The sequence below is a fragment of the Jannaschia faecimaris genome (genome assembly GCF_900107415.1).
Classification (GTDB): Bacteria; Pseudomonadota; Alphaproteobacteria; order Rhodobacterales; family Rhodobacteraceae; genus Jannaschia; species Jannaschia faecimaris.
Genome location: NZ_FNPX01000010.1, coordinates 82,534 through 100,698, shown reverse-complemented (window position 1 = coordinate 100,698; position 18,165 = coordinate 82,534). Strand labels below are relative to the sequence as shown.

The window sequence follows — 18,165 nt, the reverse complement described above, 5'->3', positions numbered from 1 at the left end:
CTTGCCGGAGCGCAGAAATGACCAACACCCGTACCGAAACCGACAGCTTCGGCCCGCTTGAGGTCCCCTCCGACAAGTATTGGGGCGCGCAGACGCAGCGCTCGATTCAGAATTTCCCAATCGGCTGGGAGCGCCAGCCCATTGCGATCGTGCGCGCTCTTGGCGTGGTGAAGAAGGCGGCGGCGGCTGTGAACGAAGGTTTCGGCGATCTGGACGCGCAGTTGTCCAAGGCCATTCAGGATGCCGCCGGGGAGGTCATCGACGGCAAGTTCGACGATAACTTCCCGCTGGTCGTCTGGCAGACCGGCTCGGGCACGCAATCGAACATGAACGCCAACGAGGTCATCTCGAACCGCGCGATCGAAATGCTGGGCGGCACGATCGGGTCCAAGACGCCGGTGCATCCTAACGACCACTGCAACATGGGCCAGTCGTCCAACGATACGTTCCCGACCGCGATGCATGTTGCCATCGGCATGTCGGCCCGCGACACCCTGCTGCCGGGCTTGCGCAAGCTGCACGCCGCGCTGGTCGCCAAATCGGACGAGTTCAAGGACATCATCAAGATCGGCCGCACCCACACGCAGGACGCGACGCCGCTCACGCTGGGTCAGGAATTCGGGGGCTACGCCCATCAGGTCGCCAAGGGGATCCAACGGGTCGAGGCTTGCCTGCCCGACATCTACGAGTTGGCGCAGGGCGGCACCGCCGTCGGCACAGGCCTCAACACCCGCAAGGGCTTTGCCGAGAATGTCGCCGCGGAAATCGCGTCCATTACCGACCTGCCCTTCGTGACCGCGCCCAACAAGTTCGAGGCGCTGGCGGCCCATGACGCGATGGTCATGTTCTCGGGTGCGCTCAAGACCGTTGCCGCCAGCCTGTTCAAGATCGCCAATGACATGCGCCTGCTGGGCTCCGGCCCGCGGTCGGGTCTGGGGGAGCTTATACTGCCGGAAAACGAGCCGGGTTCGTCGATCATGCCGGGCAAGGTGAACCCCACCCAGGCCGAGGCGCTGACCATGGTCTGTGCGCAGGTCATGGGCAACGACGCCGCCGTGGGCTTCGCCGGCAGCCAAGGCCATTTCGAGCTTAACGTCTACAACCCAATGATGTCCTACAACGTGTTGCAATCCATGCAACTGTTGGGCGATGCGGCGAGCAGTTTTACCGACAACATGGTCGTTGGTACACAAGCCAACGTGGAGCGGATCGACAAGCTGATGAAGGAATCGCTGATGCTGGTGACGGCGCTGGCCCCGACCATCGGTTATGACAACGCCACAAAGGTCGCCAAGACCGCGCACAAGAACGGCACCACCCTCAAAGAGGAGGCGCTGGCAATGGGTCTGGTTGACGAGGAAACCTTCGATCGCGTCGTCGATCCAAGGCTGATGATCGGTCCCAAGAGCTGAACCTCAGAGGCCTTCGCAACTGGTCTGCTCCGCCAAGGTGTTCAACGCCACGCCGGATCCGGTCAGATCAAAGCGCGCCAAAATCTGGCCCGATACACGGACATCTACGCTGGCCCCCCGGCGCAGGGCCAACGTGATGACCTCCATCTCGCGGGCGGGCCAAGGCGCGTCACCCAGCATGGGGGCTTGGAAGCAGCCCCGCGCGTCGCATCTTGCGGGCATCTGCAATCCCTTCCCCTCGTCGATGTGGAAGAACAGCACCGTCCCCTCATCCCGCCATTCGAGGTTCGGCGGACGCAAGTCGGGCGTGATCGAGATGTCGACCATCCCACTGTTCCCGCACCCGACCGTCAGGACCTGACCCTGTTCGTTGACGGCACTGGCCCGTCCAAGATCGTCCGGGGCACGCGGCACCTCAAAGCGCCATTCGGCCTGCGCCAGGCCCGGAGCCGTCAGAGAAGCCAAAAACAGGACGGCAAGATAGGCGGGCATTTGAAGATACCTCCGCTCGGGGTAACGACATCGCGAGGATTGCGGCGACCGACAAAGCTGTCAAGATCAGGGTGCAGGCTCCAACCGCCGTTTGTCGCCCATGATCCGTGGAAGGTCCGTCCAGGAATGACGAAACCCATAAACCTGAACCGTGCCCGCAAGGACCGAACCCGCGCCGCGCGCAAGGTCGAGGCCGACGCCAATTCCGCGCGCTTTGGACGAACCAAAGAAGAAAAGGCACGCGAGGCGTCCGAGGCGAGCGCGACGCGCCGCCGTCTGGACGGACATCGCCGGGACGGCGAAGGCGAATGATCGACGCGCGCCCTCGCAAACGCTCCCTCACGCTGCACGGTCACCGAACTTCCGTCTCGCTGGAGGATGCGTTCTGGATCGCCTTCGTGCACATGGCGCGCGACAGGGGCGTTTCGGTCAACGCGCTCGCCGCGCAAATCGACCGGGAACGGGGCGTAAGCGCGGGCCTCGCCTCCGCGATCCGGGTGACCGTACTGAAACACGTGCAACGGGCACCGGAAGACTAGCACTCTTTTGGAAAATGCTGACCATGCTGACTGCTCTGGCTGACCACGCCGTCGCCCTGAAGCGCTTTGATGCAAAGCACGACCCCCAAGCCGTGCCCGAGGGTCATCTAGGCCGAGGCCCGCAAGACTCCCAAAACCTCGCCCGCCGGCACGTCCGCCGTCACGAAGGCCTCTCCAATTCCGCGCGCCAGAATGAATCGCAACGTGCCGTCCACGACTTTTTTGTCCTGCCCCATCAGGCCAAGCAATGCCTCGGCCGACGGCAAGTCACCGGGAATGTCACTCAAATCTCGCGACATGCCCATCGCTTGCAGGTGCGCGCGCACCCGGCTTGGATCTTCCTGCGAACACAGGCCCAGCCGCGACGACAGCTCGAACGCCAGCGCACAGCCGATGGCAACGCCCTCCCCGTGCAGCAGGCGATCCGAATATCCCGTCGCCGCTTCCAGCGCGTGACAGAACGTATGGCCCAAGTTCAGAAGCGCGCGGTCGCCCTGCTCCGTCTCGTCGCGCTCGACAATATCGGCCTTCATCTGAACCGAATGGCGCACGGCTTGTGTCCGCAGAACCGGATCGTCGGACAGCCTGACTGCGTTCTCCTCCAGCCAGACGAAGAATTCAGCATCGCCCAGCAGCCCGTATTTCACCACCTCGCCATACCCGGCGCGGAAATCGCGCGGTGTCAGCGTGTCCAGCACATCGACGTCGGCCAGCACCAGAACCGGCTGGTGAAACGCCCCTACCAGGTTTTTGCCGTGCCGCGTGTTGATTGCCGTCTTGCCGCCCACCGAGGAATCCACTTGCGCCAGGAGTGACGTCGGCACCTGCACAAAGCGCACGCCACGTCGCAGGATCGCGGCGGCAAAGCCCACCAGGTCCCCGATCACTCCCCCGCCCAGCGCGATGACGATGTCGCCCCGCTCACATTTCTGGTCCAGCAGCCACTCGACCGTCTGCGTCAACCCGGCCCAACCCTTGATCGCCTCCCCCGGCTCCAGCAGGAGAGCGGGCGCGTCGATCTTGCCCAATCCGTCGCGCAGCCGGTCCAGGTGCAGTCCCGCAACCCGCCGTTCCGTCACGACAAATACCTTCGGGCGGCGCAGGAACGGCTGGATCAGCATCCCCGCCTGCCCCATTAGGCCCTGCCCGACATGCACATCATAGGCGCGGTCCCCCAGCGGGACATGCACGGTTTCGGTCATGGGAACCTCACTTCACAAAATCAGCGTCACGCAACGCGGTGATCACCCGATCGACCATCTGCGGAATCGGCAGGTCGGGCGATGCCTCGGCCACCAAGTCCGCCTCTCGGTAGGACGGCGTCCGCGCCTCCAGCAGCTCCATAAGCGTGGCCTTCGGATCATCGGTCATCAACAGGGGCCGCGTGGTTCGTTGCTTGACCCGCGACCACAACAACTCCGCATCCGCCTTCAACCAGACCGATACGCCAAGCTCCGCTATCAGGGCGCGGTTTTCCGCGCGGAGGAAGGCTCCGCCCCCGGTCGAGACGACGCCCGGCCCCTCGGCCAGCAAGCGGGCCAACACTTCGGATTCGCGGGCGCGGAAGAACGCCTCCCCGTCTCGGGCAAATATCTCGGCAATGGTCATGCGGGCGGCTGCCGTCAGGGCCTCGTCGGTATCGCGAAATGGTACGCCCAGCCTCGCCGCCAAGGCGTTGCCGATTGCCGATTTGCCGCAGCCCATCATCCCGACAAGCACAACAGGACGGCTAAGGTGCAACCCGCGTGCCCCGCCCCGCGCCAGCCCCTTGCCCAGCATCTTGTCGCCCATCGCCTGCATTCGTCGTCCATGCCCTGTCGCTTGACCGATTGCCATCTATATCTCGCCCCGCCACAATGGTTGCAACGATAACAGGCAAGGCAGGCATGCTTAGATTTGTAAAATATCTCCTGATCCTCCTGATCCTCGGGACGGCAGGGCTTTTCGGGTATTCCTATCTTTTGGAGCCGGAGCCCGCCCCCCCCTCCACGACGATCGAGATCGATGCGGGCTGATCTTCGCCTGATTGCCTGCACGGTGATTCTCGGGACCCCGCTGTCCGCGCAGGATACGCCCGATTCGGCGATTTCATGGCTCTCGGACAGTCTATCGACGCCGCGGACCGCGCCGCGCCGGGATGAACCCGCCGCTACACCGCTGACGGGCACACAGGTAACAGTCATGCCGCTGGGCCAAACGCGTCGCGATGCGGTCGGCCTGCTGTCGTCGCGCCTGACGGGGCTGCCGTCCGACACGTTTGCCGGGGTCGATCCCCGGCGGGTGGCCGACCTTATTGCAAACCTTCCGCCAGATGCGTTGCCCGCTATGCAGGATCTTGTTCTGATGCTGATGCTGGCGGAACTGGACCCGCCGCGGGCCGCCGCAGACCCTGACACGCTGTTCTTCGCGCGGGTCGACGGGCTGCTTCGATTCGGCGCGCTGGATCAGGCGCAAGCCCTGCTGGAGCGCGCGGGGGCGACCGACCCGCAAGCGTTCCGCCGGTGGTGGGATACCTCGCTACTGACCGGTTTTGACACCCGTGCGTGCGATGCGATGACCGCCAACCCCGGTGTAGCCCCGACCCTTCCGGCACGCATTTTCTGTCTGACTCGATCGGGCGATTGGGCCGCGGCGGCGCTAACCTTGGACACGGGCCGCGCCCTCGGCATCATTTCGAAGCAGGAAGACGCCCTGCTGGCGCAATTCCTTGACCCCGAGATGTTTGAAAACCTGCCCCCTCCGATGGCCCCGCGCCCGATCACGCCGCTGGCCTTCCGCCTGTTGGACGGCATCGGTGAGACACCTTCGACCGCAGGCCTGCCGCTTGCGTTCGCCGTGGCGGATCTGCGCCCGACGACCGGCTGGAAGAGCCAGATAGAAGCGGCCGAGCGTTTGACCCGCGCCCGTGCGCTTGACGTGAACCGCCTGTTGGCGCTCTACACCGAAGGACGGCCCTCGGCCTCGGGTGGCGTCTGGGACCGGGCCGCGGCGATTCAGAAACTCGACACCGCGCTCATCGCCGGAGACATGGCCGGAGTGGCTGATGCCCTGCCGCAGGCATTCACCCGAATGCAGGATGCGGGTCTGTTGGTACCCTTTGCCGATCTCTACGGAGAGCGACTGTCGCACATCGCGCTCGATGCGCCCGCCGCCGCGCTGGCTTTGCGCGTGGGTCTTCTTTCGCCCGCCTACGAAACGATCGCCGCCAGCGCGACGGCCACGATGCCGCGCGATGCCTTTGCCTTGGCCATAGCGCAGGGCAACTTCGACGTGCCCCCCCCGCCAGACCCGCTGAGCCAAGCGATCAACGACGGTTTGACCGGCACGCCGCCAGACCACCTGACAAGGCTGGCTGAGAGTGAACGACTTGGAGAGGCCTTGCTGGAAGCGGTGAGCCTATTGGCGGACGGTGCCGATAGCGACCCACAGGACATCGCCGACGCGCTGGCCTTCTTCCGTTCCGTCGGCCTGTTGGACGTGGCACGGCGGATGGCGCTGCAATTGCTGCTGACGTGAACTGGATCGACCTCTTCCTGGAGGCGCAGGCTGCCGAGCGCGGCGCGGCCCTCAATTCGCTTCAGGCCTACCGCCGCGATCTCGATGCCTTTGACGCCCACCTGAGCCACCGGGGCCTTGCCATCGCCACCGCCTCCCGCACGCAGATCGAGGCTTTCCTGGTGGCCTGCGAAGCCGAGGGCCTTGCCGCATCAACCCGCGCACGCCGCCTTTCGGCCATCCGCGGCCTATATCGTTTCGCCCACGAGGAGGGCCTTCGCGAGGACGACCCCGCGATCCGCATCACCGGCCCGCAAAAGCCCAAAAGCCTGCCGAAGACCCTGTCGGAGGGGGATGTGGACGCCCTGCTGGGGGCCGCCGAAGATATGGGCAAGACCGAGGCTGAGAAGCTGCGCGATACCTGCTTGATGCAGCTCCTCTATGCGACAGGGATGCGGGTGAGCGAACTGGTCGCCCTGCCTGTCGCCGCGGCACGCGGTGATCCCCGGATGCTGTTGGTGCGCGGCAAGGGCGGCAAGGAGCGGATGGTCCCCCTTTCCCCCGCGGCGCGCGACGCCATGGCGATGTGGCTGCGGCACCGCGACGCCGAAGACAGCGCCGCCCGCACAGCCAAGGGCACACCAGCATCCCCGCACCTGTTTCCATCACGCGGCAAAGCCGGGCACCTGACCCGCGTCTGGTTTCACAGCCGCATCAAGACGCTTGCCGCCTTTGCCGGCCTCGACCCCGACACCGTCAGCCCCCACGTCCTGCGCCACGCCTTTGCCACGCATCTGCTTGCGGGTGGAGCCGATCTGCGGGCGATCCAGACGATGCTGGGCCACGCCGATATATCGACCACCGAAATCTACACTCATGTCCTCGAGACCCGCCTGAGGGAACTGGTGCTGACACATCATCCGCTGGCAAGGGATTGAGATGGGGGAGCGAGGGCGCTGCCCTCGCGCTCCCGAAGTATTTATGAAGCAGAGAAAGTATGGAATATGACCCTGTCCGTTTACCTCTCCGGCGAGATTCACACCGATTGGCGCGATGAAATCACCACCGCCTGCACCGAGGCCGGCCTCGACGTGGCGTTCTCGGGGCCTGTTACCGACCACGCCGCCTCCGACGATTGCGGAGTCTCGATCATGGGGGCCGAGCCGAACAAGTTCTGGCATGATCACAAGGGGGCCAAGCTGAACGCCATCCGGACGCGACGCGGGATCGAGCAGGCAGATATCGTGGTCGTGCGCTTCGGCGAAAAATACAAGCAGTGGAACGCCGCCTTTGATGCGGGCACTGCCGCCGCACTCGGCACGTCGCTGATCGTGATGCACGGGCCCGAGCATCAGCACGCCCTGAAGGAAGTCGACGCTGCCGCCCTGGCCGTGGTCGAAACGCCGCAACAGGTGGTTCAGATCCTGCAATATGTGCTCGACGGCACGCTGCCCACCTGATTGACGACGGCATCTTGTCGCGTCGTCCCGCGCGCCCCATAACGCAGGCATGGAAAACACCATCGAAACGATCAACTGGGGCGCGACCTGGGGCACGGCAGCGGGCATTGTCTTTCTGCTGTTCCTGTCGGCATTCTTCTCGGGGTCGGAAACGGCGCTGACGGCGGCCAGCCGCGCCAAGCTGCGCAGCCAGGCGGACAAGGGCAACGCGGGGGCCGAACGCGCCCTGATTGTGACCGAGGACAACGAGCGTCTGATCGGCAGCGTGCTGCTGGGAAACAACATCGTCAACATCCTGTCGGCCGCGCTGGCGACGGCGCTGTTCACCACGCTGTTCGGCGAAGGCGGCGTGGCCATTGCGACCCTGGTGATGACGGCGCTTGTCCTCGTCTTTGCAGAGGTCCTGCCCAAGACCTATGCGATCACCAACCCCGAAAGCGCGGCCAGCCGGGTCGCCCCGATCATCGCGGTCGTCATCCGCGTCTTCAGCCCAGTGGTCTATGCCGTGCGCGGCTTTGTCCGCGTGATCCTGTCGATGTTCGGCGTCGATACCGACCCCAACCGCAACATCATGTCCGCCCACGAAGAGATCATGGGTGCCATCACGCTGGGCCACACCGAGGGCAGCGTCGAAAAGGAGGACCGTGACCGCCTGCTGGGTGCGCTCGACCTGGCGGACCGCTTCGTGGAGGAGATTATGCTCCACCGCTCGGGGATCGAGATGGTGGATGTGGACAACTCGCCCGGAGATATCCTCGACCAGGTTCTGAGCTCCCGCCACACGCGCCTGCCCGTCTACCGCGACGAGCCGGAGAACGTGATCGGCCTGATCCATTCCAAGGACCTGCTGCGAGCCATCGACAAGCTGGTGCGCGCGGAGGGGGGCGGTATCGACGCGATGGCCAAGCTGGACCTGACCGACGTCATGATGGAACCCTATTTCATTCCCGAGACAACCACGCTCGATGACCAGATGCGCCAATTTCTCAAGCGGCACACGCATTTTGCACTGGTTGTGGACGAATACGGGGCGTTGCAAGGCCTGATAACCCTGGAAGACATACTGGAGGAGATCGTGGGCGAGATTACCGATGAATATGACCACCCGGACGAACCGGTTCTGGAGGCCGAGGCCGACGGGACCTACCTGATCGAAGGCAGCATGACGATCCGCGACCTGAACCGCGCGACCGACTGGGGCTTGCCTGACGAGGAGGCGAACACCGTGGCCGGTCTGGTCATCCACGAGGCGCAGACGATCCCGACAATGGGTCAGGTCTTCAGCTTCCACGGGTTCCGCTTCGAGGTCGCCGCACGCGAGGCGAACCGTATTACGCAGCTGCGCATTCGCCCCTTGGGCTGACTTCGCTAGCAAGAGCCGGCACCGCTCGCATCGGGTGCGGCGGCCTTAGGCTGTTTGCTCTGCTTCGGACTTGTATGCGGCGCTCGCGCTGGAAGACGCCAAGGGAAGGTGACTGTCCCCGCGGCGCGGCCGATCCGGTGATCGAGACCAGGAAAAGTCAGTCCGACGGATTTAAGCCCGGCGAAGGGGCCGATCGTCCCCCATCGCGCGTCAGGGCTCAATCCGTCCTTTCCGGGCAAAGGTATACTCTACTGCCCGGTCCTGCTCGTCCGGGGCCTTACCGTCCCAGACGTTCAGACGGGCTGCTGCGGGATGATCCGTGGCCGTTGGATGCAGCCATTCACTGGGGTCTTCACCGAAGACCCGCCTCCGTCGCGACAGAAACACCGGACCGAAGCCTCGCCAGTTACCGACCGAGGGTGCCGTGGAGTCCTGTGGGAACCGGTCGCGCCAGCCTTCCGGCAGATCCAGCCCCACATCCTCCAGTCGCGACAACAACCAGACCAGCGGGACATTGGACAGGGGGCGCGCCGGGTCGTGGCCGTTCAGGTGGCCGCCCACATCGCCGTGCGTGCCCCGGAACCAGACCTGCTCCACGCTTGCCGTTCTTTTGCCCCGCGTGCGCCAGCGATCAAGGGAGTAAGCCTTCCGCGTCTCGTCCAGTCCCATGGCGTGAAATCCGAAGTCCACCGATTGGCCCAAGCGGTGCGACCGGAAGGCGTGCACCTCGGGGAACACCCGCCAGAGGACGGGCCAGCGGATGCCGACCGCCTGCACCGTGTCCAACACGCCAACGGCGGTGATCCGGCTATTTTGATGGCAATGCTGGGTCGCGAACCGTCGCGCGTTGGGGTGCAGAGGCCCGTCGCGGTAATGCGTATAGGCTTCCAGCACCATCTCCTCCTCCGCGAACTCAGGGCGCAGCAGGCCGATGCGGTCGATCATCCCGGCCAGCGCCCGTACCGCGTAAGCCCCGCGCGAATATCCCAGCAGGAAAACCCGGTCGCCGGGACGATAGCGATGCGCCAGGAACATATAGGCGCGGCGGATCTGGTGATTGATACCGACGCCCGCCATGATCTCGGGTGCGTGCCGCCAGCCGCGCCATTCCAGCCCCGGCTCATAATACAGGCACTGCTGGTCCTCGCTGGCCAACAGCCGATAGATCAGGCCGATCGACGTCTCCCACCCCGGTCGCAGCGTCGACATCGTGCCATCAAGCAGCACCACATGCGTCTGGACCTGCGTTTCCTCGACGGGGGAACGGGTGATGCCCCCGCCGTCGCGCCCCAGAAGGCGGTCGAAAAGGTCGCGCAGGCCCATCACTCAGCGGCGATCGCGCCTTCGGCCTGATGCAGCATCGCCCAGACGCGGCTGGGCGTGAAGGGCATGTCGACCTGACGCAACCCCAAGTCCCAAAGTGCATCCAGCGCCGCATTGCCAACGGCGGCCATGGCCCCGACGGTTCCCGCCTCACCACAGCCCTTCATGCCAAGAACGTTGGCCGTCGACGGAACAGGTTCGGAATAAAAGGCGATCATGGGCATACCCTGTGCCCTTGGCATCCCGTAGTCCATGAAAGATGCCGTGAGCAGCTGACCCGTTTCGTCATACACGACCTGCTCGCTGACGGCCTGACCGATACCCTGCGCCACACCGCCGTGGACCTGACCCTCGGCCAGCATCGGGTTCATCAGATTCCCGAAGTCATCGACGACGGTGTATTTCACGACCTCCAGTTGCCCGGTGTCACGGTCGATCTCAACTTCGCACAGATGGGCCCCATTAGGATAGCTGCGGCCCGGCAAGGTGGTCGTCTCGCGGGTCTTGAGCAGGTCCGTCTCGCCCGCCATACGCGCCTCGGCGGCGGCTTCCAGAATCGTCACGACGCGGTTGGACTCGCTGGCGCGGAAGGTGCCCTCCTCGAACTCCACCGTATCCACATCCAGCAGCCCCGCCACAAAGGGTGTGAACTTCTCTATCACCTTGGCCGACGCGGCTTTGTTGGCGGTGCCCTGCGTCGTGACCGAACGGGAGCCGCCAGTGCCGCCGCCCGTGGCGATCCGGTCGCTGTCGCCCTGCACGATGTCGATCATGTCGGGCGCGATACCCAGATCGTTGGACAGGAACTGCCGGTAGACCGTTTCGTGCCCCTGCCCGTTCGACTGCGTCCCCACGTAGAGCGTCACGCGACCGTCATCGGTGAATTCAATCTCGGCGCTTTCGCTCGGGTTCCCGAGGATGGACTCGATGTAATAGCAAAGCCCCAGACCGCGCAGTTTGCCCTCTGCCGCACTCTCGGCCTTGCGCGCCTCGAATCCAGCGACGTCCGCCTCGACCATCGCGCGGTTCAGGACGCGGGGAAAATCGCCCACATCATAGGTTTCGCCCATTGCGCTGACATAGGGGAATTGATCCGGCTGGATGAAGCATTTGCGGCGCAACTCGAACCGGTCGATGCCAAGTTCGCGTGCGGCATGGTCCATGGCCCGCTCCAGCACGTAAATCGCTTCGGGCCGACCCGCCCCGCGATAGGCATCGACCTGCGTCGTGTTGGTGAAGATGCCCTTGGACGTCATGTAGCAGGCCTGCACGTCATAGCAGCCCGGCATCACCTTCGAGAACAGCTCCGACTGAATATGCTGCGCATAGCCCGAGTTGTAGGCCCCCATATTTGCCACGTTGTCCATCCGGTAGGCGATCAGCCTGTTGTCCGCGTCGAACCCCAGCTTGGCGTGGCAGATGAGGTCGCGCCCCGCATTGTCCGACAGCATCGATTCCGATCGGTCTCCCATCCATCGGACAGGCTTGCCTAGTGCGCGCGTCGCGTGGGCCACCAGGATCGTCTCGGGATAGATCATGGCCTTCATTCCAAACCCACCGCCCACGTCGGGGTTCGTCACCCGCACGTCCGCCTTATTCAGGTTCAGCGACGCCGCCAACTGGCCCTTGGCCGCCCAGACACCCTGTCCGTTCACACAAACATGTAGCCGCCCGTCCGCGACCTCGGCCCAGGATCCACGCGGCTCAAGCGACGCACAGATAACGCGGTTATCGTCCACCGTCAGCTCGACCACGCGTGCCGCCTTGGCCAGCGCCGCCTCGGTCGCCGCTTCATCCCCCTTGCCATAGTCATATACCACGTTGTCGGGGGCTTCCGCGTGCACGGCGACGCCGCCCTCGGCCACGTCCAGCTTCACGTCCAACTCTTCGTAATCCACCTCGATCAGTTCGGCCGCATCGCGCGCCTGCTCCATCGTTTCCGCGATGACCATGGCGATCGCCTCGCCGACGAAGCGCACCCGCCCAAGGGCCAGCAACGGCCGCTGCGGGTCCGCTGCCTTGCCGCCGTCACGGTTGTCGGCCACGACCGTCGGGATGTGGTTTACGACCCCAGCCGCGTCGATGTCCGGCCCCGTCAGGATCAGCGCGACACCCTCGGCCGCGCGCGCATCCTCCACGTTCACCGTAATATCCGCATGCGCCACGGAAGAGCGCAGGACGAATGCGTGCAGCGCCCCAGTCGGGGCGGTGTCATCCACGTAAACACCCCGACCGGTCAAGAGCCGGGGGTCTTCGGCCCGGCGGACCGATTGGCTCAGGCCGAAATTCTCGTTGGCGGCGGGCATCATCTTCGTCATCTGGGCATCTCCGGCGGAAGGAATAACTTGATGCGGACACTAGCGGGCCGCGCCCGACTGTCCAGCCACCTTCCCCTTTTGGTGTCGCCGCGTTAGGACATCGCCAACACCAGATCAGAGGCCCCCGATGGACAAGACGTTCGACGCGAAATCCGCCGAATCCCGCATCAGCAAGGAATGGATCGACGGGGGGTACTTCCGCGCCGGGGCGAATGCCTCGCGCCCCGAGACGTTCTCCATCGTCATTCCGCCGCCGAACGTCACCGGCTCGCTGCACATGGGGCACGCCTTCAACAACACCTTGCAGGACATCTTGGTCCGCTGGCACCGGATGCGCGGTTTCGATACGCTGTGGCAGGCCGGCACGGACCACGCGGGCATCGCCACCCAGATGGTGACCGAGCGTGACATGGCCGCGAACGGCGAACCGTCACGTCAGGAAATGGGCCGGGACAAGTTTCTGGAACGTGTCTGGCAGCAAAAGACCAAATCCCGCGGCACGATCATCGGCCAGCTGCAACGCCTCGGAGCGTCCTGCGATTGGGACCGGGAAGCGTTCACCATGGGCGGCGCACCCGGTGATCCCGACCCGACTCAACAGAACTTCCACGACGCCGTCATCAAGGTCTTCGTGGAGATGTACGACAACGGTCTGATCTACCGCGGCAAGCGGCTGGTGAACTGGGACCCCCATTTTGAGACCGCAATTTCCGACCTCGAAGTCGAGAACCTCGAAACGCCGGGCCACATGTGGCACTTCAAATATCCCCTCGCGGGCGGCGAAACCTATGAATACGTCGAACGGGACGAAGACGGGAACGTCCTCTTCACCGAAACGCGCGATTACATCTCAATCGCCACAACGCGGCCCGAAACGATGCTGGGCGACGGCGCGGTCGCAGTTCATCCATCGGATGAGCGCTACGCGCCTATCGTCGGAAAACTATGCGAAATTCCTGTTGGGCCGAAGGAACACCGCCGCCAGATCCCGATCATCACTGATGAGTACCCCGATAAGGATTTCGGCTCGGGCGCGGTCAAGATTACCGGCGCACATGACTTCAACGACTACGCCGTCGCGCAGCGCAACCACATCCCTTGCTACCGCCTGATGGACACGCAGGCCAACCTCCGCGACGACGGTGCCCCCTATGCCGAGGCGGCGAAGACTGCGGCCCGCCTGCGCGACAACACTATCGACATGTCGGCGGGCGATATCGACACCATCAACCTGGTCCCCGACCACCTGCGCGGCCTGGACCGGTTCGAGGCGCGCAAGCGCGTCGTCGAGGAGATTACGGCCGAGGGGCTGGCCGTCATGGTCCCCGCGACCGATCCGCGCCTCGGTGCCGTAAAGGCCCCCGTCGCCCCGGAAGAAGGCGGTGAAGCCCGCACCGAGGAGGAGCAGTTGGTCCCGCTGGTCGAATCCAAGCCGATCATGCAGCCCTACGGCGACCGCTCCAAGGTCGTGATCGAGCCGATGCTGACCGACCAGTGGTTCGTCGACACCGCGAAGATCGTCCAGCCCGCGATCGATGCGGTGCGCGACGGCACCATCGAGATCCTGCCCGAAAGCGACCGAAAAGTTTACTTTCACTGGCTGGAAAACATAGAACCTTGGTGCATCTCGAGGCAGCTGTGGTGGGGCCATCAGGTGCCAGTCTGGTACACGTGGGATCCCGACGGCGATGCAGACTGGCTGCCGATCTGCGCCACCTCGGAGGCGGACGCGATGGAGCATCTGCGTCGCATCCATGGCGAAGACGCCGACATCCGCATCGTGGAAACCGAAGCCGAGGCGCTGGACATCTTGCGCGACGGCCTCGCGGGTCGTGGCACGCGTACTGAGGGCCGCATTCGTCAGGCGCAAAGCCCCCTTACCATCCCGGCGTTCCGCGATCCCGATGTCCTCGACACCTGGTTCTCTTCCGGCCTGTGGCCGCTGGGCACCCTCGGCTGGCCCGAGGAGACGCCGGAACTCGCCAAGTATTTCCCCACCTCGACCCTTATCACCGGGACCGACATCCTGTTCTTCTGGGTCGCCCGGATGATCATGATGCAACTCGCCGTCCTGCCCGACGACAAACCGGTCGAAGACCGCATTCCTTTCAAAAGCGTATACCTCCACGGCCTAGTCCGCGACGCCAAGGGCAAGAAGATGTCCAAGTCGCTGGGCAACGTCGTAGACCCCCTCGACCTGATCGACGAATACGGGGCCGACGCGCTGCGCTTTACCAACGCCGCGATGGCGTCGTTGGGCGGAGCGCTGAAACTCGACACGCAGCGGATCGCGGGCTACCGCAACTTCGGCACCAAGCTCTGGAATGCCGTCCGTTTCGCGGAAATGTACGACGTAAAGTTTTCGGACCAGGATCCGACGCAGATCACCCATGGGTCACCCATCCATATGACGGTGAACAAATGGATCATCGGCGAGACCGCGCGCACCCGAACCGAGGTGGACGCCGCCCTCTCCGCCTATCGGTTCGACGACGCGGCAAGCGCACTCTACAAGTTCGTCTGGAACGTCGTTTGCGACTGGTATGTGGAGTTTTCCAAACCGGTTCTTCAGGGGGAATCCACTGATTCGAAAGCGGAAACCCAGAAGGTCATGGGCTGGGTGCTGGAGCAGTGCATGACGATGATGCATCCTTTCATGCCCTTCATCACCGAGGAGTTGTGGCGTGCCACGGGTCACGAAGGCATGCTCGTCCACCGCACGTGGCCAGAGAACGTCACTACGGAAGTTATTGATACTGAAGCGGAAAAGGAAATTCGCTGGAGCATCGCCTTCATCGAGGCGGTGCGGTCCGCGCGGGCCCAAATGAATGTCCCGGCCAGCGCAACAATCCCGGTGGTCGCGGTCGATTGGGACGCGGACGCGAAGAAAGCCTATGAAACCAACGCTGTCATGATCGGCACCCTCGCCCGGATCAAGGGTCTGCGAGAAGGATCCGCGCCAAAGGGCGCCATCGCGGTGACCGCCGGATCGGGCCGCTTTGCCCTGCCGCTCGAAGGGATCATCGACGTCGCCGCCGAACGGGGCCGACTGGAAAAGTCGATTGGCAAGCTCGACAAGGAGATCAAAGGCATCGCTGGCCGCGCGAACAATCCCAAATTCGCCGAGTCCGCTCCGCCCGAAGTGGTAGAGGAGACCAAGGCCAATCTCGCCGCGCGGCAGGCGGAGCGTGACGCCGTGCAGGCCGCTCTAGAAAGCCTTAATGAGCTGCAATGACGTTCAACATACTGATTATCGGGCAGAAAGGCCGCCTCACCCACGAGGCGTGCCTGTTTGCCGCGACGCTCAGGCATAACAGTCCAGACTGGTCCGGGCGTCTTATCGTCGGTGAGCCGGAACCCGGAGATCGTTGGCCGGAAGATCCGCGTATTCCTGAAGGCGATCAACGGTCGCTCTTGACTGATCTCGGGGCAGAGATCGTGCCGTTCCGTAATTGGCACTTCGGCAGTTCCTACCCGAATGGCAACAAGATCGAAGGCCTCACCTGCCTGCCGGACGGGCCCTTCATGTTCTTTGATACGGATACCGTGATCACGGCAGAACTGAGCGACTTGGCGATCGACTTCAGCCGACCGTCCGCATCCATGAAGCGGGAGAACACTTGGCCAAGTCCGGAGCTTTATGGTCCAGGATTCAATGAGATATGGGGCGCACTTCACGCCAAACGTGGCGGACATCTGACTGATACGCTGGACTTGAGTTGGCCGGATGAATACTGGCAGCGCTATTTGTACTTCAACGCCGGCTGGTTCTTCGGCGACGATCCCAAGACGTTCCATCACGCGTTCAGGGATGCTGCGCTGATGATCCGCGACGACCCGCCCGAAGAGATCGTGACGCAGGTTCTGGACCCTTGGCTGGACCAGGCCGCACTGCCTTTGGCGATACACGAATTGGGCGGTGGGCGACCGGGTGACAAAGGTGGGATTGGGCCTGAAGTTCTGGACTCAAGTCACAGTTTTCATTACCGATTTCTCCCCCTTATGTACGCAACGGCCCCAGATCACGTGATTACGGCGGTTCAGGCCGCTACCGCGCCCAACCGCATTAAAAAGGTGCTAAAGAATTACGAGCCGTTCAAACGGTTCCTGTATCAACCCAAGGGCACCAAGGCGCGCGAGATGTTCGATCGCGACGCCCTGCCTCGCAAGGAGCAGGCAATCCGCAACAGACTGAAACGAAACGGTCTTTGGATTAGATGAAGATCGAAGGCTAAATATCTGCCAAATCGTTGTTTTCAAGCCACGCGCGCGCCCGACAGGCTGCCGCCTGATAGATCGGCCTGTTCCCCTCACCAGCCAGATGACCCCAGTCGCGCATGCCCTCGGGCAACGGTTCCTCGACCAACATATCGCAAAGGCCCGGTGTAAGATTGAACCGCGGATCGTCGGATGCCAGAACAGCCAGCCCCTCGTTCAGCCACGCCGGCATATCCCCCCTCAGGTAAGCAGGGATCGATACGCGGGACGCAACGATGATATGGCTCAATTCATGGGCCAGGATCGCGCGGCGCAACTCGGGATCCTCCAATCCAAGACGAGCATGCACGATCAACAGGTGGCGGCCGTAGGCCTGCGCATAGGGGCCAGGCCCATTCAGGGCGCTGTCGCATTTCAAACTGCCGCAGACAAGGATCCGGGGCCGGTCGGGCACCTCTCCCCACCAGTCGGCCACCTGCGCCTCGGCCCAAGTCAGTTCCTCGACAAAGCGCTCGGAATCACCTGCCGTTGCCTCCATCCACACGCCGTCAGACACGTAGTTCAAGCCTGCCCAGCCCGGAAAAAGGACATGGCGCGGGAATGGCAGCAGTCCCAAGGAAACAAGAACAATCACCAGCGAAAGCAAACGTATGCGGCGCATCAGAAGTTGGACAGACTGGCATTTGCGGCTGAGGCGAACCGCTCCATCACCGCGTCCCAGAGCGCCGTCGCCTCGGGCGTTTCGGCGTCCTGTTGCAGGGTGACGCGCGCTCCGTCCCTCTCGGCCGTAAAATCAATTCGCACCTCTGAGCGGTCGGGCACACCCATTTGCCAATCCAGCGTCAGACAGTCCGGTTTCCTTGCGTCGATGACGGTGGCCCAGATGCCCTTGCTTCCATCATAAAGGATCTCACTCAACGCCCCCCCAACGACCGGATCAAGAAATACGGCCTGCGGCAGCGCGCCCTCTTTATGCGCGGAAATGGAGAAGCGCGCGACGGGCCACCAGATTGCCAGATCGTCACAGAACAGCTGCCATGCTTCGTGCGGGTTGAGTCGCGTAGCCAGGCTGCGCCTCCATCCCGGCGCGGTGCCGGGTGCCGCCGGAGCGGACCGCAGGTCGCCCAGCCATCCAAGCAGGGGCGCGGCCCCACCGGGGAGCAGCGCGTAGAGATTGCGGGTGCCCGATGCCTGCATCGAAACGAGACCTGCATCCAGCAACACCTTGAGATGTTGGGAAACCGCCGGGCGTGAAACGGGGAGATCCTCGGCAATTCTACCCACGGGCAAGGGTTCGTCGCGCAGCCGTTCCAGCACGGCGCGGCGCGTTGGATCGGCCAGCGCCGTCAGAATTGCTTCGTAAGTCATGGACGACCGTATTCACGCAGGCCCCGGCCCGGTCAATCAACATCTTCCTGTCCGGAGCCTTCCGGCGCAGGCATGCGCACCGGGCCGTTTCAATTTGTCCAAAGACATTGCCTTGAAGCCCCCGGTTACCGGGCATAGGTTCGCTCTCGATCCCGGCCGCGACAGGCGTGGCGGGGC

The 18,165-nt window shown here is 63.7% G+C and carries 17 protein-coding genes; 10 read left to right on the top strand and 7 right to left on the bottom strand.

Translation table 11 applies throughout. The annotated features are described in order from the left end of the window. Positions 1–17 precede the first annotated feature (17 nt). On the top strand, positions 18–1,412 hold the full coding sequence (gene fumC / locus BLV27_RS11985; protein WP_092646274.1) for a class II fumarate hydratase: 1,395 nt from the start codon (positions 18–20) through the stop codon (positions 1,410–1,412). 3 nt (positions 1,413–1,415) lie between these two features. On the opposite strand, the gene BLV27_RS11980 is transcribed toward fumC, so the two are convergent. After that, entirely contained in the window at positions 1,416–1,904 is a 489-nt protein-coding gene (locus BLV27_RS11980) for a hypothetical protein (RefSeq protein ID WP_092646272.1), read from the bottom strand. Between the two features lie 126 nt (positions 1,905–2,030). Here BLV27_RS11980 and BLV27_RS11975 point away from each other — a divergent pair, with 126 nt between their 5' ends. Continuing rightward, a complete protein-coding gene (locus tag BLV27_RS11975) occupies positions 2,031–2,216 on the top strand; it encodes a DUF4169 family protein (RefSeq protein WP_092646270.1) in 186 nt (61 codons plus the stop codon). Further along, positions 2,213–2,443 (top strand): ribbon-helix-helix domain-containing protein, encoded by a 231-nt coding sequence (locus tag BLV27_RS11970; RefSeq protein WP_092646268.1) that lies wholly within the window; start codon positions 2,213–2,215, stop codon positions 2,441–2,443. The genes BLV27_RS11975 and BLV27_RS11970 overlap by 4 nt, the downstream gene beginning before the upstream one ends. A gap of 107 nt (positions 2,444–2,550) precedes the next feature. Here BLV27_RS11970 and aroB read toward each other — a convergent pair whose 3' ends face one another. Continuing rightward, a complete protein-coding gene (aroB, locus tag BLV27_RS11965) occupies positions 2,551–3,645 on the bottom strand; it encodes a 3-dehydroquinate synthase (protein WP_092646265.1) in 1,095 nt (364 codons plus the stop codon). Between the two features lie 7 nt (positions 3,646–3,652). After that, positions 3,653–4,222, bottom strand: a complete 570-nt coding sequence (locus tag BLV27_RS11960; RefSeq protein WP_092646333.1) for a shikimate kinase — start codon at positions 4,220–4,222, stop codon at positions 3,653–3,655. 107 nt (positions 4,223–4,329) lie between these two features. Here BLV27_RS11960 and BLV27_RS20040 point away from each other — a divergent pair, with 107 nt between their 5' ends. The 5 genes from BLV27_RS20040 (at position 4,330) to BLV27_RS11940 (ending at position 8,761) form a co-directional block, all read left to right on the top strand. Next, positions 4,330–4,458, top strand: a complete 129-nt coding sequence (locus BLV27_RS20040) for a hypothetical protein (protein ID WP_280140304.1) — start codon at positions 4,330–4,332, stop codon at positions 4,456–4,458. Next, positions 4,448–5,959, top strand: a complete 1,512-nt coding sequence (locus BLV27_RS11955) for a hypothetical protein (RefSeq protein WP_092646263.1) — start codon at positions 4,448–4,450, stop codon at positions 5,957–5,959. Before BLV27_RS20040 ends, BLV27_RS11955 begins: the two co-directional genes overlap by 11 nt. After that, positions 5,956–6,876 (top strand): site-specific tyrosine recombinase XerD, encoded by a 921-nt coding sequence (locus BLV27_RS11950; RefSeq protein ID WP_244504639.1) that lies wholly within the window; start codon positions 5,956–5,958, stop codon positions 6,874–6,876. The genes BLV27_RS11955 and BLV27_RS11950 overlap by 4 nt, the downstream gene beginning before the upstream one ends. 66 nt (positions 6,877–6,942) lie before the next feature. Further along, positions 6,943–7,398 (top strand): YtoQ family protein, encoded by a 456-nt coding sequence (locus BLV27_RS11945; protein WP_092646259.1) that lies wholly within the window; start codon positions 6,943–6,945, stop codon positions 7,396–7,398. A gap of 49 nt (positions 7,399–7,447) precedes the next feature. Beyond that, a complete protein-coding gene (locus BLV27_RS11940) occupies positions 7,448–8,761 on the top strand; it encodes an HlyC/CorC family transporter (protein ID WP_092646257.1) in 1,314 nt (437 codons plus the stop codon). A gap of 210 nt (positions 8,762–8,971) precedes the next feature. On the opposite strand, the gene BLV27_RS11935 is transcribed toward BLV27_RS11940, so the two are convergent. Together BLV27_RS11935 and BLV27_RS11930 are read right to left on the bottom strand one after the other, a co-directional pair. Then, the gene (locus tag BLV27_RS11935) at positions 8,972–10,084 is read right to left on the bottom strand and encodes a DUF2235 domain-containing protein (protein ID WP_092646255.1); all 1,113 of its coding nucleotides are present in this window, start codon (positions 10,082–10,084) and stop codon (positions 8,972–8,974) included. After that, positions 10,084–12,402 (bottom strand): xanthine dehydrogenase family protein molybdopterin-binding subunit, encoded by a 2,319-nt coding sequence (locus BLV27_RS11930; protein ID WP_244504638.1) that lies wholly within the window; start codon positions 12,400–12,402, stop codon positions 10,084–10,086. The genes BLV27_RS11935 and BLV27_RS11930 overlap by 1 nt, the downstream gene beginning before the upstream one ends. A 127-nt stretch (positions 12,403–12,529) precedes the next feature. On the opposite strand from BLV27_RS11930, the gene BLV27_RS11925 reads away from it, so the two are divergent. Together BLV27_RS11925 and BLV27_RS11920 are read left to right on the top strand one after the other, a co-directional pair. Further along, on the top strand, positions 12,530–15,637 hold the full coding sequence (locus BLV27_RS11925) for a valine--tRNA ligase (RefSeq protein ID WP_092646252.1): 3,108 nt from the start codon (positions 12,530–12,532) through the stop codon (positions 15,635–15,637). Continuing rightward, a complete protein-coding gene (locus tag BLV27_RS11920; protein ID WP_092646250.1) occupies positions 15,634–16,623 on the top strand; it encodes a hypothetical protein in 990 nt (329 codons plus the stop codon). The genes BLV27_RS11925 and BLV27_RS11920 overlap by 4 nt, the downstream gene beginning before the upstream one ends. Positions 16,624–16,633: 10 nt before the next feature. Here BLV27_RS11920 and BLV27_RS11915 read toward each other — a convergent pair whose 3' ends face one another. Together BLV27_RS11915 and BLV27_RS11910 are read right to left on the bottom strand one after the other, a co-directional pair. Further along, positions 16,634–17,281: a hypothetical protein gene (locus BLV27_RS11915; RefSeq protein ID WP_092646248.1), complete on the bottom strand. Its 648-nt coding sequence runs from the start codon at positions 17,279–17,281 to the stop codon at positions 16,634–16,636. Continuing rightward, entirely contained in the window at positions 17,281–17,988 is a 708-nt protein-coding gene (locus BLV27_RS11910; RefSeq protein ID WP_092646246.1) for an ArsR/SmtB family transcription factor, read from the bottom strand. Before BLV27_RS11910 ends, BLV27_RS11915 begins: the two co-directional genes overlap by 1 nt. Positions 17,989–18,165: the final 177 nt, after the last annotated feature.